The sequence below is a fragment of the Streptococcus sp. KHUD_015 genome, from assembly GCF_051106265.1.
Taxonomy (GTDB): Bacteria; Bacillota; Bacilli; order Lactobacillales; family Streptococcaceae; genus Streptococcus.
Genome location: NZ_CP193665.1, coordinates 595,781 through 612,755 on the forward strand (window position 1 = coordinate 595,781; position 16,975 = coordinate 612,755).

Annotated in this window: 3 protein-coding genes; 2 read left to right on the top strand and 1 reads right to left on the bottom strand. The window is 40.5% G+C overall.

Annotated features, from left to right (window positions below; all coding sequences use genetic code 11):
- Positions 1-37: 37 nt before the first annotated feature.
- Both ACORHU_RS02760 and ACORHU_RS02765 read left to right on the top strand, forming a co-directional pair.
- Positions 38-8,314, top strand: coding sequence for an SIALI-17 repeat-containing surface protein (locus tag ACORHU_RS02760; protein WP_434364714.1), 8,277 nt, complete (start codon positions 38-40; stop codon positions 8,312-8,314).
- Between the two features lie 355 nt (positions 8,315-8,669).
- On the top strand, positions 8,670-15,845 hold the full coding sequence (locus ACORHU_RS02765; RefSeq protein ID WP_434364715.1) for an SIALI-17 repeat-containing surface protein: 7,176 nt from the start codon (positions 8,670-8,672) through the stop codon (positions 15,843-15,845).
- Positions 15,846-16,274: 429 nt separating this feature from the next.
- On the opposite strand, the gene ACORHU_RS02770 is transcribed toward ACORHU_RS02765, so the two are convergent.
- Positions 16,275-16,823, bottom strand: coding sequence for an NADPH-dependent FMN reductase (locus ACORHU_RS02770; protein ID WP_000039639.1), 549 nt, complete (start codon positions 16,821-16,823; stop codon positions 16,275-16,277).
- Between the last annotated feature and the right edge of the window lie 152 nt (positions 16,824-16,975).

Consider the following 16,975-nt stretch of genomic DNA (forward strand, 5'->3'; position numbering starts at 1 on the left):
TTTACGATTGTGATTATATGAAAGGAAATAGGAAAAAATGGGAAAACATTTTTTTGAGAAACGGTGTCATTATAGTATTCGTAAATTTACGATTGGTGCAGCTTCTGTTATGATTGGTGCCAGTATCTTTGGAGCTGGTATGGTTCAAGCTGCTGAAACAGAAGGACCTGCTGAGACAGAAGGAACAATAACACAGGCTAAGCCTCTGGATAAACTGCCAGCAGATATAGCAGCAGCTATTGAAAAAGCAGAAGCGAGTGCTGGAACTGTAGATGATCAACCTGCAGCGTCAGAAACTGAAGCAACTGCAGCTGAAACAACTACTCCAAAACCAACTGAAACTCCTGCTCCTAAGGAAGAAACAACTCCAAAACCAGCAGAAACTCCAAAAGAAGAAGTAGCTCCAACAGCTAAACCATCTGAAAAGCCAGTGACTAAAGATTTGGTCGAAACACCAGATGTCAATCATTTGGAAAAAGCTTCTGCTACAACATCAAACCATGAAGCAAACACACAATACACAGCAGAAAAGGCAATTGACGGAAAACCTGACACTCGATGGGCAACTGACCAAAACATTGATAAACCAACCATCGAATTTACACTGGAAAAGACAACAGTGATTAAGCATGTGGAGATTGATTGGGATCGCCGTGTTCGTGGTGAAAAAAATGACCCCAATATCAAATCATGGAATCTTTATTACGCTGGCCAGGATGATGTGAATGGTTCGGGAGTTAAAGAATGGAAGTTAGCTTATCAAAGAACAGGAACTCCACTTCTTGATGAAAAAGTTGATTTGAAAGAGGCTATTCAAGCCAAGTACCTTAAACTTGAAATCACAGATTACCAAGCTGGTACTATGAATTGGAAAAATGTTGGTATTCAAGAAATTCGTGCCTATTCAAACATTCCGGATGCAAGCAAACCTACAGATATTCGTCAAGTGACAGAACTAACAGTTGCTGAAGATGGAAAATCACTTGTCTTGCCTAAATTACCGGGTGAAGTGAGCTTGATTGGTAGCAACAAACAGGGTGTTGTTGATCTCAATAACAAAATCTACAAACCTTTAACAGATCAAACTGTTAAGGTCATGGTCCAACAAGTCAAAGATACTCATACCTTCACAAAAGAATTTGAAGTTCTTATTAAAGGCTTGCATGCAGACGAAGGTGTTGGAACTAAGCCAGCAGTTGCTCCAGCAGTTCAACAATGGTATGGAGCTGAAGGAAAAACTTCTATTACATCATCTACTGTTATTTCAGTCGGAGATTCTGGATTTGGTCAAGAAGCGAAATTCTATCAGACGGACCTTGAAAGTCGTGGCTTAGAAATCGCCACAGGTGGTCAAGCAGCACAAAACCGAATTGAGTTTAAAAAGGTTGAAGATAAGGGCTATGGCAAAGAAGGCTATGGTATCAGCATTAAAGATGGAGTTATTACAGTAGAAGCTGCAACAAATGCAGGTGCCTTTTATGCTACACGTACACTTCTTCAAATGGGAGAAAAAGATCTACAGAACGGTGAGATCCGTGACTTCCCAAGCTTCAGCCACCGTGGCTTTATGCTAGACACAGGTCGTAAGTTTATCCCTTATGATACGCTTGTAGACATCATGCTAAACATGGCCTACTACAAGCTGAACGATCTTCAGTTGCACTTGAATGATAACTATATCTTCCTAAAAGAGCACTTGGCAGGTAAGAACTTAAGTCCAGAAGAAGAACTGAAGTATGTTCTAGAGCATGCCAAGACAGGCTTCCGTGTGGAGACAGATATTGTTGGTAAGGATGGCCAAAAATTAACATCAGATGAGCACTATACCAAGGAAGAAATGCAAGAAATCATCAAGTTAGCAAAAGCTTTGCATATCAACCTTGTTCCTGAAATTGACACACCAGGTCACGCCCTTTCATTCGTTAAAGTTCGTCCAGACTTGATGTACAAGGGTCAACTTAGTGCGAGAAAACACAATGTAGAACGTGTAGCTATGTTGGACTTGGATAACAAGTACGAAGAAACACTTGCTTTTGTTAAATCAGTCTATGATAAACTTCTTGATGGTCCAGATGCACCCCTTCATGGCGTTTCTACCGTTCATATCGGTACAGATGAGTATTATGGAAGTCCAGAAAGTTATCGTCGCTATGTTAATGACCTCATCAAGTATATCAAAGGAAAAGGTTATACACCACGTATTTGGGGATCACTCAGCGCCAAACAAGGAAAAACGCCAGTTGATTGGAAAGATGTAGAAGTGGATATCTGGAGCCTTGGATGGCAACGTCCAGCAGCTGCAATTGCTCAAGGTGCCAAGATTATCAATATCACAGATGTTCCAACCTATAGTGTCCCAAGTGGTAGCAATAGCCAAACTGCTTATGGTGATTATGCAAATTATGAAATTCAATACAATCGTTGGATACCAAATGACTTCTCAACAGGTGGTGGCCCACGTCTAGAAGCTTCTAATCCTAATATCATTGGTGGTGGTCATGCGGTTTGGAATGATAATATTGACCTCCATGAAACTGGACTTACTTCTTATGATATATTTAAACGTTTCTTCAAGAGTATGCAGTCTACTGCAGAACGCACTTGGGGTTCCGATCGTGCAGCTAAGACCTATGCAGATCGTATTCAACCAGCAAGTGTCTATGCACCACAATCTAATCCAGAAAAGACCGTAGCTGAAGAAGATTTGTTTAAGATAAATCCTGATACTGTCAAAGATTACCTTGCTAAGAAAGTGAAGACAAGTGAAAAAGGATTGAATTTCGATAAAGACAGTACAATCGAAGGTCTAGTTGGTGACGCAGGACCAAGTCATGTCCTGAAAATGGATGTTACTGTAACTGGTGACGGTGAACAGACCTTCTCAACAAGTGGCAATAATCAACTTTATCTTGCAGATAAGGATGGCTACCTTGCCTATACTTTTGAGCAATTCCATATTCAATTCAACAAGAAACTTGAAAAGAACAAACGTTATCAAATCTCTGTTGTAACGAAACCACAATCTACAGAAGTTTATGTAGATGGTGAAAAGGTTGAACGGATTGCAAATTCAGCTAATCCTCGTTTTGCTCATAATAGCTTAGTTTTACCGCTTGAAACAATCGGTGGTTTCAAAGGAATTTTACATAGTGCTGAGTTGTCAAATGAACCATTTGTCAATCCACGTTTGATTCCAAATGATCATTTTACAGTTTCTGCAACTAGTCAAGAATTACCAGGTACCAATGCAGAAGGTCCAGTAGAAAAAGCCTTTGACAATGATCCAAATACCTTCTGGCATTCAAAATGGTCTGGACATCAAGCACCATTCACAGTTGCTATGAACTTGAAAGCAAGTGAAAAAGTCAATGGTTTGACTTACCTTCCACGTCCAGGTGGAGGTAATGGTGTCGTGACATCTTATGAAATCTATGCTCAAAAAGATGGTCAGATGGTTAAAGTTGCTTCAGGAACTTGGGAAAACAATGCCAAAGAGAAAACAGTGAACTTTGATGCAGTTGAAACGAATAAGGTAGAATTAAAAGTCCTAGCAGGTGTTGCAGGATTTGGTAGTGCTGCAGAAATTCAACTTCTGAAACCAGTTTCTACTAACAATGCAGAAGAGCCAGCTACTCCAAAAACACCTAAAGTTGAGGAAATGGGTGATGGTACAACTGAACTTGCTGATAACTTTGTAGCGACGAAACCTACAAGTGATGAAACAGTTGCTGCAGCAGCGAAAAGTCAAGATTACCTTAAGAAAGAGTACAAGGTCTTCCCAACGCCACAAAAAGTAACTTACGATGAAGGTGTTACAAAACTCCATAAACAAGTCAATCTTGTTATGGGGGATAATTTGGATATCTATACTCGTAACCGCTTGAAGAGTGTTTTACAAGATCATCAAATTTCATACACAAGCAGTCAATCAGCAGTGGCAGGTGCTACCAATATCTATCTTGGTGTTCATGGTCAAAATTCACAGGCTGAAAAAGAAGTGTCTGGAATTTCTCAAGGACTCTTTGATAAGATTGATGCCTATGCCTTGTCAATCAAGAACAATACAATCTCTATCGTCGGTAAAGATACAGATGCTGTCTTCTACGGTTTGACAACTCTTAAACACATGCTGAATGAAAGTGAAGCTCCAGTCTTGCGTAACGTAACAGTTGAAGACTATGCTGAAATTAAGAACCGTGGCTTTATCGAAGGATACTATGGTAACCCTTGGAGCAATGCTGATCGTGCTGAGTTGATGCGTTATGGTGGTGACTTGAAGTTGACCCAATACTTCTTTGCACCAAAAGATGATCCATATCACAACAAGAAATGGCGTGAACTTTATCCAGAAGAAAAACTAGCTGAAATTCGTGAATTGGCGCGTGTCGGAAACCAAAACAAGACTCGTTATGTGTGGACCATCCATCCATTCATGAATAATCGTATCCGTTTTGGTAACGATGCTGACTACCAAAAAGACCTTGAAACTATTAAAGCTAAATTCACTCAATTGATGGATGTCGGTGTTCGTGAGTTCGGTATTTTGGCCGATGATGCCCCAAGTCCAGTTGGTGGCTACAATAGCTACAACCGCTTGATGAAGGACATGACAGACTGGTTGACTAAAAAACAAGCAACTTATGTCGGCCTTCGTAAGGAAATGATTTTTGTCCCAGGTCAGTATTGGGGTAATGGACGTGAAGATGAGTTGAAAGCACTCAATGAAAATCTTCCAACTTCAACCTCTATGACCCTTACTGGTGGTAAGATTTGGGGTGAAGTATCAGAAAACTTCCTTTCAAATCTTAAGAACAACCTGACTGCAGGTGGTAAGACCTACCGTCCAGTTTCTCTATGGGTCAATTGGCCTGTTACAGATAACTCTAAACAACACTTGATCTTGGGTGGTGGTGAGAAATTCCTTCATCCGAATGTAGATCCTAGCCTTCTTTCAGGTATCATGTTGAACCCAATGCAACAATCCGAGCCATCTAAGATTGCCCTCTTCTCTGCAGCTCAATATGCATGGAAACAATGGAAGTCAGAAGAAGAAGCTAAGAAAGTAAACGATATCGCCTTTAACTTTGTTGAAAATGGTAAGTTTACAGATAGCGAAGCATCTCTTGCCTTCCGTGAACTTGGTAAACATATGATCAACCAAAACATGGATGGTCGTGTTGTGAAGTTGGAAGAGTCTGTTGAACTTGCACCGAAATTGGCGGCCTTCATGTCTAAGTTAAAAGCTGGTCAAGATGTTGGTGCAGAGCGTGAAGGCTTGCGTGCAGAATTTGCGAAACTAAAAGCAGCAGCTCAACTTTATAAAGCATCTGGTGATGAAAAAATGCGTGCTCAAATCCACTACTGGTTGGATAATACTATTGACCAAATGGACGCCTTGAGTGCTCTTCTTGATGGTACAGAAGCTATCGAAAAGAACGATTCTGCAAAACTTTGGGATAGTTACTATAAGGGATTGAAACTATATGAACAGTCTCAAACTTATACCTTCCACTATGTAGACCATGATGAAAGAGCTGAGTTGGGTGTTCAACATATCCGTCCATTCTTGCTTGGACTGCGTGAAATCTTGGCAACAGAAGTTCAAAAAGCTTTGCATCCTGACCAAGTCATTAGTACCTTTATCACGAACCGTACAGGTGTAGAAGGCGGACTTGCTGAGGTGACTGATGGAGATTTGGGAACTCATGCATTGATCAAATCGCCAAACAGTATCAAGACTGGTGATTACATTGGATTGAAATTTAACAAGGCTGTTCCACTCCAAAACTTGACCTTTGCAATGGGAACTCAAGCAAATCCTCGTGATACCTTTAACAATGCTAAGGTTGAGTACCTCAATGAAAATGATGAGTGGGTAACACTTTCAGAACCAAGCTACACTGGAAATGAATCTCTTATTAAATATGAAAAACTCAATATTCGTGCTAAGGCTGTTCGAATGATTGCGACTTCAGATCGTGATAATACTTGGTTTGCTGTAAGAGAAATTGCTGTTAACCGCCCTGTGGAAGTTACTCGTGCTAAACAGCCAGCTACTGTGACGATTAGTCCAAATCTGATGTACAAGTACAACACAACAGTTGGTCAGATTACAGACGGACGTGACAATACTGAAGCCATGCTTGCGAATGCTGATCGAACTGATACAACTCCAGTAAATAGTTGGGTACAACTAGACTTAGGCGAAGTCAAACCTGTGACTAAGGTTCGTCTCCACCAAGGTTCAGGAGATAAATTAGCAGAAGGTGTTCTTGAATATTCTGCAGATGGTAACTCATGGCAAGAATTGGATCGCTTGACTGGTGAGCAAACCAAAGAAATCGAAACTCCAATTTCAGCTCGCTATGTCCGTATTCGCAATACTAAGAACATCAACCTATGGTGGCGTATCGCTGACTTCTCAGTTGAAACACGTACAGGCAATAGCCAATTGACTGATACAAACGTTGAAAACTTGAAGTCAACTCCAGTTGATGATAGCCTAGGCCGTTATAATATGCAAATTCCGAGCGGAACAAAACTTCCAGCTAAGAGTTATTTGGGTATGAAACTTGATCGTCTTCACCAAGCTGAAAGCATTCAAGCAGTTGGTACAGAAAATCCATCCCTCAATTTGGAATACTCTCCAAATGCTCAAGAATGGTATCCAGCTGATCAAGTGACAGATAAGTCCTTGGTACGTTATGTTCGTTTGGTCAACAAGACTGATCAAGAACAAGCAGTAACAGCAACCTCTCTACTTGTTCAGACAAAAGAAGTTCAACCAACCACACTTGATTCGACATCAATGGGAATCCATCCAACATACGGTAGAAATGATGTCCGTAAGATTAAGAACTTGGATCAATTGTTCGATGGAGTTTACAATAACTTTGTAGAGTTTTCAGACTATGCGCGTAAAGATGGTCATATCACCTTGAAACTTGGTAGCGAACGCGACATTAAGAAGATTAGAGCTTACATCCAAGACGGCACTCAAAACTATCTTCGTGATGGTAAGATTCAAGTCAGTCAAGATGGCAAGACTTGGACAGATCTTGTAACAGTTGGTGACGGCCTTGCTAATGAAACACGTGATGATTCCTTGACAGATGGCTGGACACATGATTCTAAGATGCCAGGAAACCGCTACATCGAGGGTGAACTTTCAAGCCCAGTTAAAGCCAACTATCTCCGTGTTCTATATACAGCAGACTATAATGCTCGTTTTGTAGGCTTCACTGAGTTGGTGATCAATGATGGCGAATTCGTGAAACCGATTAATGATCCAACTGTTCAAGGAAACAGTGGTGAAAGCCAAGGTAACCTCTACACCAACCTCGTAGATGGTAAGGTATTGACTAGCTATAAAGCTGAGAAAGACCAAGGTGAGCTTGTTTACCACTTGTCAGAACCGACAGATGTGAACCATATCCGACTTGTTTCAAGTCTTCCGCAAGGAGTGAAGGCTCGAGTATTGGCTCGAACTCTTAAATCAGATAAAAGAGATTCTTGGTCAGAAATAGGTGAGATTACCTCAAGCTTCCAAACATTTGCTGTCCGAGATAAATCTCCATTAATGGATGTGAAACTTGTTTGGGAAGGAGGTAAACCAGAGTTCTATGAAATGACGACATTCCACCAAGAACTTCCAGAAGAACCAGCCAAACCAGCTCCAACTACAAGTAAGGGAGATGAACCAGCTTCAGTAGTAGAAGTCCCAGAATTTACTGGTGGCGTAAATGGTGTCGAAGCAGCTGTTCATGAAGTTCCAGAATACACTCAAGCCATTGGAACAGCAGGTGATGATGTGGTTCCAGTAGTAGAAGGGCTAGAATTCAAAGGCGGAGTAAACGCAGTTGAGGCAGCTACCCATGAAGTTCCAGAGTATACTGAATCTATGGGAGACTCAAGCAAGCTACCATCACCAGTAGTAGAAGTCCCAGACTTCAAGGGTGGCGTAAACGGCACTGAAGCAGCTGTCCATGAAGTCCCAGAATATAAAGAAACAGCAAGCACTCAAGCCACTCCAACAGAGGAAAACTTGAAAGATTCGGTTGATAAAGTCGATGGAGATAAGATGAGCAGTGGCAATAGTGATGTTGAAACTACTGTTGAAAAGTCCGATGAATTTGCAAGTGCATCAGTGAAAACAGATCAAGCACAAAAACAAGAACAACCACAAACATCGGTTGCTAAAGTTAAAGATCAACTTCCAGCAACAGGTGGAGAAGAATCAGCTACTTTAGCCTTGTTAGGTGGTCTTGGGCTAGTTCTCTCTGCCGTGTTTGTCAAAAAAGGGAAAAAGGATTAAGAATTCGAAAAAGAGTTATTCAATAATCCTAGATAAACATTAATGTCCCAATAAAACCACACAGTGATTTCAGTATTGAGAATCATCAAGCTGAAAGCAATACTGTGTGGTTTTTGAATAGTTGATAGTTTCGGACCAGATTCTTTATCCATTGTTAAGCTTCTCGTTATAGGATGCGGCCTCAATATTTTTTGTTATATTAAAATCATAAAAAAGATTGCAATTTTTTGTTCATTTTGATATATTCAATATATATAAAAACAAACTTGATGCTTAGTTGTGTATTCTGAAGGAGGTTATTTTTTCTAAAAAGTAAACGCTTACTTAGTATCAAGAAAAAGAAATGAGGATTTTAATGAACAAAAGACTTTTCGACAAACGTTGTCATTATAGCATTCGTAAATTTGCTATAGGTGTGGCATCTGTGATGATTGGGGCTAGTATATTTGGTATTTCAGCTGTACAAGCTGAGGAGGTGGCTTCATCCAATACTCAAACAGAAGAAACAACGGTTCATCAAGCCCAACCTTTAGATAAGCTTCCTGATGATGTGGCAGCTGCTATCGCAAAGGCTGATGAGAATGGTGGACGTGAGTTTGTAAAGCCAAAATCTGAAGTAGCAGAAGAAAATGAGATTAAGGATACTGAAACTACTACACCTGCTAACGAGGGCAGTCATGAATTGGCTGGTCCTAAAGTTGAAACTCCGAATAAAGTAGGAGAAGGAAACGAAGCTGAGGAGAAGCAAAAATCTGAAGAGACAAAACCAAAGACTGTGGAAGATGGTCCGAAATCTACAGCAGCAGTTGAAACAGATGTAAAAGAGGATGCTAAGAAAACTTCAGAAAAGGATCAGGTAAAACCGACTGCAGATCTCAAATCTTCTTCTGAAAAAACGCAAGCGCTTTCTAAAGAGTCAAGTAAAGCGGATGTTGAAAAAGAGAAGCAGCTATTATCAGATCGAAAACAAGACTTCAATAAAGATTGGTACTTTAAACTAAACGCCCAAGGAGATTTTTCAAAAAAAGATGTGGATGTTCATGATTGGTCTAAATTGAATCTTCCACACGATTGGAGTATTTATTTTGACTTCGATCACAAGTCTCCTGCTCGCAACGAAGGTGGTCAGTTAAATGGTGGAACAGCTTGGTATCGTAAGACTTTTACACTGAATGAAGCAGACAAGAACAAAGATGTTCGTATCAATTTTGATGGTGTTTACATGGATTCTAAGGTTTATGTAAATGGTAAATTTGTAGGCCATTATCCAAGTGGTTATAATCATTTTTCTTATGATATTACAGAATTTTTGAACAAGGATGGCAGTGAAAATTCCATTACCGTTCAAGTGACCAATAAGCAACCAAGTAGTCGTTGGTATTCTGGTAGTGGGATTTATCGTGATGTAACCCTTAGTTATCGTGATAAAGTCCATGTTGCGGAAAATGGGAACCACATTACAACACCAAAATTAGCTGAACAAAAAAATAGCAATGTTGAAACACAAGTTCAAAGTAAGATTAAAAATACAGATAAAAAGGCTGCGAATGTCTTTGTGGAGCAACAGATTTTTACTAAGGAGGGTAAAGCTGTTTCAGAACTAGTTCATTCTGCAACTAAGAGTTTGGCAGAAAATGAAACAGCACAATTTAATCAGAATATCCTGGTTAATCAGCCAACTCTTTGGACAACGAAAAGTTACCATCCTCAACTTTATGTTCTAAAAACAAAAGTCTATAAAGAAGGCCAGTTAGTTGATGTAACAGAAGATACATTTGGTTACCGTTATTTTAACTGGACAGCTAAGGAAGGATTTTCTCTCAATGGTGAGAGAATGAAATTCCATGGGGTAAGTATTCACCATGACAATGGAGCCTTGGGTGCAGAAGAGAACTATAAGGCTACTTATCGTAAATTAAAACTTCTGAAAGATATGGGAGTGAACTCCATTCGTACCACTCACAACCCGGCGAGCCCTCAGTTGCTAGATGCTGCGGCGAGTCTAGGACTTTTGGTTCAAGAGGAGGCTTTTGACACTTGGTATGGTGGCAAGAAGACTTACGACTATGGACGTTTCTTTGATCAAGATGCGACTCATCCCGAGGCTAAGAAGGGAGAGAAGTGGTCTGATTTTGATCTTAGGACAATGGTAGAACGTGATAAGAACAATCCGTCTATTGTGATGTGGTCTCTTGGAAATGAGGTAGATGAAGCGAATGGTAGTCCTCGTTCTATCGAAACTGCTAAACGTTTGAAGGCTGTCATTAAAGCGATTGATACCGAGCGTTATGTTACTATGGGTGAGAATAAATTTAGTCGTGCAGCGACAGGTGATTTCTTGAAAGTTGCAGAAATCATGGATGCTGTGGGTATGAACTATGGAGAGCGTAATTATGAAGCTGTTCGTAGAGCTCATCCAGACTGGCTCATCTATGGTTCTGAAACTTCTTCAGCTACTAGAACGCGTGATTCTTATTACAATCCTGCTCAAATCCTTGGACATGATAACCGTCCAAATCGTCACTATGAACAATCTGACTATGGTAATGACCGTGTTGGATGGGGAAGAACAGCTACTGAGTCATGGACTTTTGACCGTGATCATGCTGGCTATGCTGGACAATTTATCTGGACAGGAATTGACTATATCGGTGAGCCAACTCCATGGCACAACCAAGATAATACACCCGTAAAAAGTTCTTACTTTGGTATCATCGATACGGCTGGTTTACCCAAGAATGATTTTTACCTTTACCGTAGTGAATGGTATAGTGCTAAAGAAAAACCAACTGTCCGAATTTTACCACATTGGAACTGGACTGATGAGACACTTAGGGATCGTAAGATGCTGGTCGATGGAAAGGTTCCGGTTCGTACCTTCTCAAATGCAGCAAGTGTCGAATTGTTCTTAAATGGAGAGTCACTTGGTAAAAAGGAATTTACTAAGAAAACGACAGAAGATGGACGTCCATATCATGAGGGGGCTAAACCAAGTGAATTGTATCTTGAGTGGCTTGTGAAATACCAACCAGGCACACTGACTGCGATTGCTCGAGATGAAAATGGCAACGAAATTGCGCGTGATAGTGTGACAACTGCTGGGGAGCCAGCAAGAGTTCGTCTGACTAAAGAAGAGCATGTTATCACAGCAGATGGTAAAGATTTATCTTACATCCATTACGAAATTGTTGATGGCGATGGTAATGTGGTTCCTACAGCGAATAATCTTGTTCATTTCAATCTCCATGGTCAGGGACAAATCGTTGGTGTAGATAATGGGGAACAAGCTAGTCGTGAGCGCTACAAAGCTCAAGCAGATGGAACATGGCAGAGACGTGCCTTCAATGGTAAAGGAGTTGTCATTGTAAAATCAACAGAAAAAGAAGGTAAATTTACTCTTTATGCAGATTCTGCTGGTTTAACTTCTGATAGCGCAACGGTCGCGACTGTATCTGGTAAGAAAGAAAACCGTCATTTTGTAGCCTTTGCTCCTGTAAAAGCAACAACTGATGTGACTACAAATCCTGAATTGCCTCAAACAGTAACAGCTATTTATAGCGACGGTAGTGTTGAGGAAAAGACTGTAACATGGGACGTGCCATCTGACTTGCTTACAAGCGCAGGTGAGAAAAAAGTATTTGGTAATGTAGAAGGTCTTGAAGCTAAGGCTGAAGCCCTTGTCAAGGTAGTTGCCCTTGATAAGTGGTTGCCTAAGGTAGCGACAGTTCCAGTTGGTACAACTGCAGCTGATTTGGATAAAACGGTCACTGCTGTTTTGTCAGATGGTAGCTTGATTGATACAGATGTTGTGTCTTGGACCTTGAAAGATCCTGCTGCTTTGAACAAGGAAGGTGGACGAACTGAAGCAACTGGTAAATTGACAGATGACGATCGTGAAGTAACTGCAACCTTTATCGCAAGCGACAAGGAAACAGAAAGTACTGTTACAGGTCTCACGGTTGGAGATAAGACTCTTGAAAACTTTGAGCCTGGAAAGACTTATTACCGAGTATCCCTTCCTTACAGTGCTAAAATCCCAAGTGTTGGAGCACAGACTACAGGCTATCAGGTAACAGTTCAGCAAGCTTCTGCTGATAATGGATATCAGGCTTCTGTCTTCTTGAGTGACCAAAAGGGGGATTTAGTTCAAACTTACTTGATTCAATTCGTGAAGGAAGCACCTGCCTTGACACGCTTGGAAGTAAACATTGAAGGAAAAGAGAAGGCAACAGAAGACCAAGTTCTCCCTTATCATGTAATTGGGCATTATGAGGACGGTTCACAGACTGAATTTGCAGCGTCAGATGTCCACTTAGAAGCCAAGTCAGCTGATGGTGGTCATCTTGAGGTAAATGGACAGAACTTGTTGCTCTATACTAAGGGTCGTGTTACTCTAACTCCTCGTATTGACAATCAAACAGAAAAAACGCAATCTGTCGCAACTGAATTGGTGATTAAAGAAAATAAAGTAGAGAAGAAAATTGTCAAACTTCATCCAGTTTCTATCTCTACCGATATCAATCAGCAACCTAATTTACCTAGTCAAGTTGGAGCAGAATTTGATAAAGGCTTGCCTCGTAAGGTAGCTGTAACTTGGGACAAAGTAGCTGAAAAAGAATTGGGGCACTATCATAGCTTTACCCTTAAAGGACATGTAGAAGGTACAGATATTGAGGCTCAAGCAACGGTGACGGTTGAAGGCTTGCAAGTTGCAGAGGAAATCAGCCTTACTCTTCCTAAGGGTGAGACAGTTCAATTGCCAGCTAGTGTACGTGCTTACCATTCTAATGGAACCACTATCTACAAAGATGTGGTGTGGGATCAGGTACCAGCTAACTTTAGTCAAACTGAAGGGATGTATGAAATCAATGGTCATTTAGTTGGTAGCAATCTGACCACCAAGGCTCATGTCCGTGTTTCTAGTCAAGTGGTTGCTGGAAATAATATCTCTAAACAATGGACAGGTTCCCAATTGCCAGCAGCTATTGTATCTAATACAGGAGGGGATGATTCAGCTAATGCTTTGAACGACCTGACTGTGTCAAGAACGCCTACAGATGCTAAAAATAGATGGACTACTTGGAGAACAAATACTGATAATGACTGGGCATCAATCTTATTTGGAAACTCTGGTGATTTGACCAAGCGCTTTGTTGATAATCTTTCAGTTGATTTCTATACTGATGGAGCGATTGGTCTTCCAAAAGAATATGTTATTGAATACTATGTCGGTCAAGAAGTTCCAGATCTTCCGAATGATGTCAATAATGCTCAACGTGATAGCAACCATCCATTTAATAATGCAGCTAACTGGAAAGAGGTGGAACACCTCAAAGCTCCTGGACAATTATCTGCAGGTAAAACCAACCACTTTACATTTGATAAGGTAGAAACCTATGCTGTTCGTATGCGCATGAAGAAAGCAGATGGAACTGCTGGTATTGGTTTGACAGAGCTAACTGTCCTTGGAAATAAGGTAGTGAGCTCTACAAGTTCAGAGATTTCTATCAAGGTAGATGGCAAGGATCATGAACACTTTAATCCATCTAAGACTGATTACTATATTCCTCAATCTAGCAAAGAAATCACTGCAACAGCAAGCAACAATGGCTTGGTGACAGTTGTTCCTGCAACAAATGAAAAAGGTGCGACACGTCTTATCTTGAAAGCTGAGGATGGAACTGTTCTTAAAGAATATCGTATCTTCCGTGATGACGAAAAAGAATCAACACAACCAGCAGCTGCAGAAAATAGTGCCAAGACCCTGAATGTTGGTGATCAACTTCAATTGCCTGCTGAAGTGACAGTCTATTATCCTTCACAAACTGGCTGGGTTAAGGCTAACCTTGCAGTTCAATGGGATGCCATTCCTGAACATGCGACAGAACAGGAGGGAAGTTTTGAAGTAACTGGTCATGTCATTGGTACAAATCTAACAACTAAAATACAGGTGACAGTTGTAGCTAAAGGTAACCAAGTTCTGTCAGAAAATCCAAGCAACAATGAAACGGATTCTAAAGCCTTTGCTTCGACAACGAACGATACACAAGCAGCTTCACATGATAGAATTTTCTATATCAATGATGGAAAATACAATGAAGACGGACGTTGGACAAACTGGTCTCGTACTCCGAAAAATCAAGAAACTTCTGTCGGACTACTCTTTAAGAAGGATGGAAAAATTGCCTCTCAATCCATTGGAAAAGTAGCTATTCAGTTCTTTAAAGATAGTGGAACAGATGCTCCAGAGAAAATGGTTCTAGAAAGATATATTGGTCCTGCCTTTACAGAACCAAGTACGATTTCTCGTTACGAAGAAAATGCTGACCATCCATTCAACAAGGCAGAGAATTGGCAAGAAATTCCTTACAAAGCTTCTGGAGAAATCGTAGCTGGTAAACCAATAGAATTTAACTTTGATCCGATTCAAACGACAGCCATTCGAGCACGTATGACTCGTAAGTCTACTACTAATGGTTTGGCAGTTGTAGAATTTACAGCCTACTCTACAGGCAAAGGAGCAGAAGTGGAAACACCATCAGCCACTATTTCGGTTGATGGAAAAGCATTGGAAAACTTTGATCCAAATGTGACAGATTATACACTAACAGCAATGAGTTCCCAACCAAAAGTCACTGCGACAACTAGTGGACATGGAGTAGTCACAGTTGTGAATCCTGGAAATACCAATCTTCCAACACTCGTTCGTCTTGTTTCCAAAGATGGAAATCTTGTGAAAGAGTATCGTTTACACTTTAAGGCAGCCTTCCAAACAACTCCGACAGAAGGAGTTAAAAACTTAGTAGCAGAAACTCCAAGCTTGGAAATTGAAAAGACTCCGCTTCCATTTAAAGAAGTTATTCGTGAAAATCCTGAACTTTCTCAAGGTCAACGTCGTGTTGTTTCTGAAGGACAAGATGGAGAAAAAGTTGACTATATTCAAGTTGTGGGAACTACTAGAACTCTTGTTCATACTGAACAAAGAAAGGCTCAAGATCGCATTATCGAGGTAGGAGTAAAACCATCTATTTCAAATAGCAAGGGCGAGGAGTCTGCGCCAGTCAACGAAGTTCCAGAATTCAAAGGAGGGGTCAACTTTGTAGAAGCATCGGTTAATGAAGTCCCTGAATTTAAGGGAGGAGCTAACTTTGTTGAAGGAGCAGTTAACGACATTTCAGAATACAAAGGGAAACAATCAACTGTAGGTAATCAGGTAGCACCAGTCGATGAGAAGCCTGACTTTAAAGACGGGGTAAATCCAGGAGTGCCTCAAGATAGTAAACTTCCAGAGGATACAGCTGCTCCAGCAACAGTAGGAAATCAGGAAGTACCAGTTCGGGAGAAAACAGAGCATCCAGTACAGAACATAGCTAATAACCAGACTGCAGAAAGAAAGGCTTCAGTAGTCAAAGGAGATCAAAATAGCTTACCAGAAACTGGCGAGAGAGAATCTGATACAGCCATCTTCTTAGCAGGTGTTAGCTTAGCCTTGTCAGCAGCACTATTAGCTACAAAACGTAAAGAAGATTAGACTTTATCTCTAAAGCATTCTGATTTTTATAAATTGATCGAGGATTAAAAATTGAATCGGTGAATGAGCAGAGCTACTATGATGTAGAACCTCAATTTGAGGAGAAATATAGTAGATCATTGCATGATAAAACGCATCGTATTAAGGTTTTGAATACCTAATAGGATGCGTTTTTTATAGTGAAATGAAATCAAAAACGAACAAATTGATTGGGAAATGTAAATCAAATTCTAAAAATACTTTAGAATTTGTTCTGAACTACTCTAAATTCAATTATACTTAATGAAAATCACAAAGCAAACTAGGAAGCTAGACGCAAGCTTTAATTGAGTACGGTAAGGCGACGCTGACGTGGTCTGAAGAGATTTTCGAAGAGTATTAGGTATGAAAAAACCACCCAAATGGGTGGCAAAGAGTAATAAAATATCTTTATTTGATAGCATTAACCAAGTCTTGAGCTTGTTTTTCAAGTGAGTTTAGGACTGTTTCTTCAAGAACCAATGTTCCGTCTGCCCAAGCAGAGTCATTAACACGTGCAGCAGTGAAATCACCAACGACTTGTGTACGAATAAATGGCAAGAGGTCTTTGTAGATAGCGAAGAGTTGATCGTGACCTGCATTGGCTACAGATGATACTGTGACAAGTTTGTCTTGAAGGGCAGAAGCGCTGCGTGTATCAGACAAGTCAAGGGCACGAGATAGCCAGTCAAGCAAGTTCTTCACTGTTCCAGGGATAGAGAAGTTGTAGACTGGAGAGAAGATCCAGATAGCATCCGCAGCGAGAACTGCTTCACGAGCAGCAGCTACAGCTAGGTAAGTTGGAACTTCCAAATCTTGGCTGAAGAGAGGAACAGCTGAATAATCAAGGTAGCTAACTTCTGCTTTACCAGCAAGTGCTTTCTCAGCTTCGAGCGCCATTTGGTGGTTGAAAGAACCTTGGCGTAGGGATCCGACGATAAATAATACTTTTTTAGACATGATGTGTCTCCTTTTTCTTAAATTTTCGAGAACTCTCTCGTTGTTATAAAATATATTACAACAAAATAAAACAACTTGCAAGAAATTTGCTCAGGGTTTATTTGAAAATTATAAAATTGATGAAACTCTAGTCACTTGAGACTGGAAAGTAA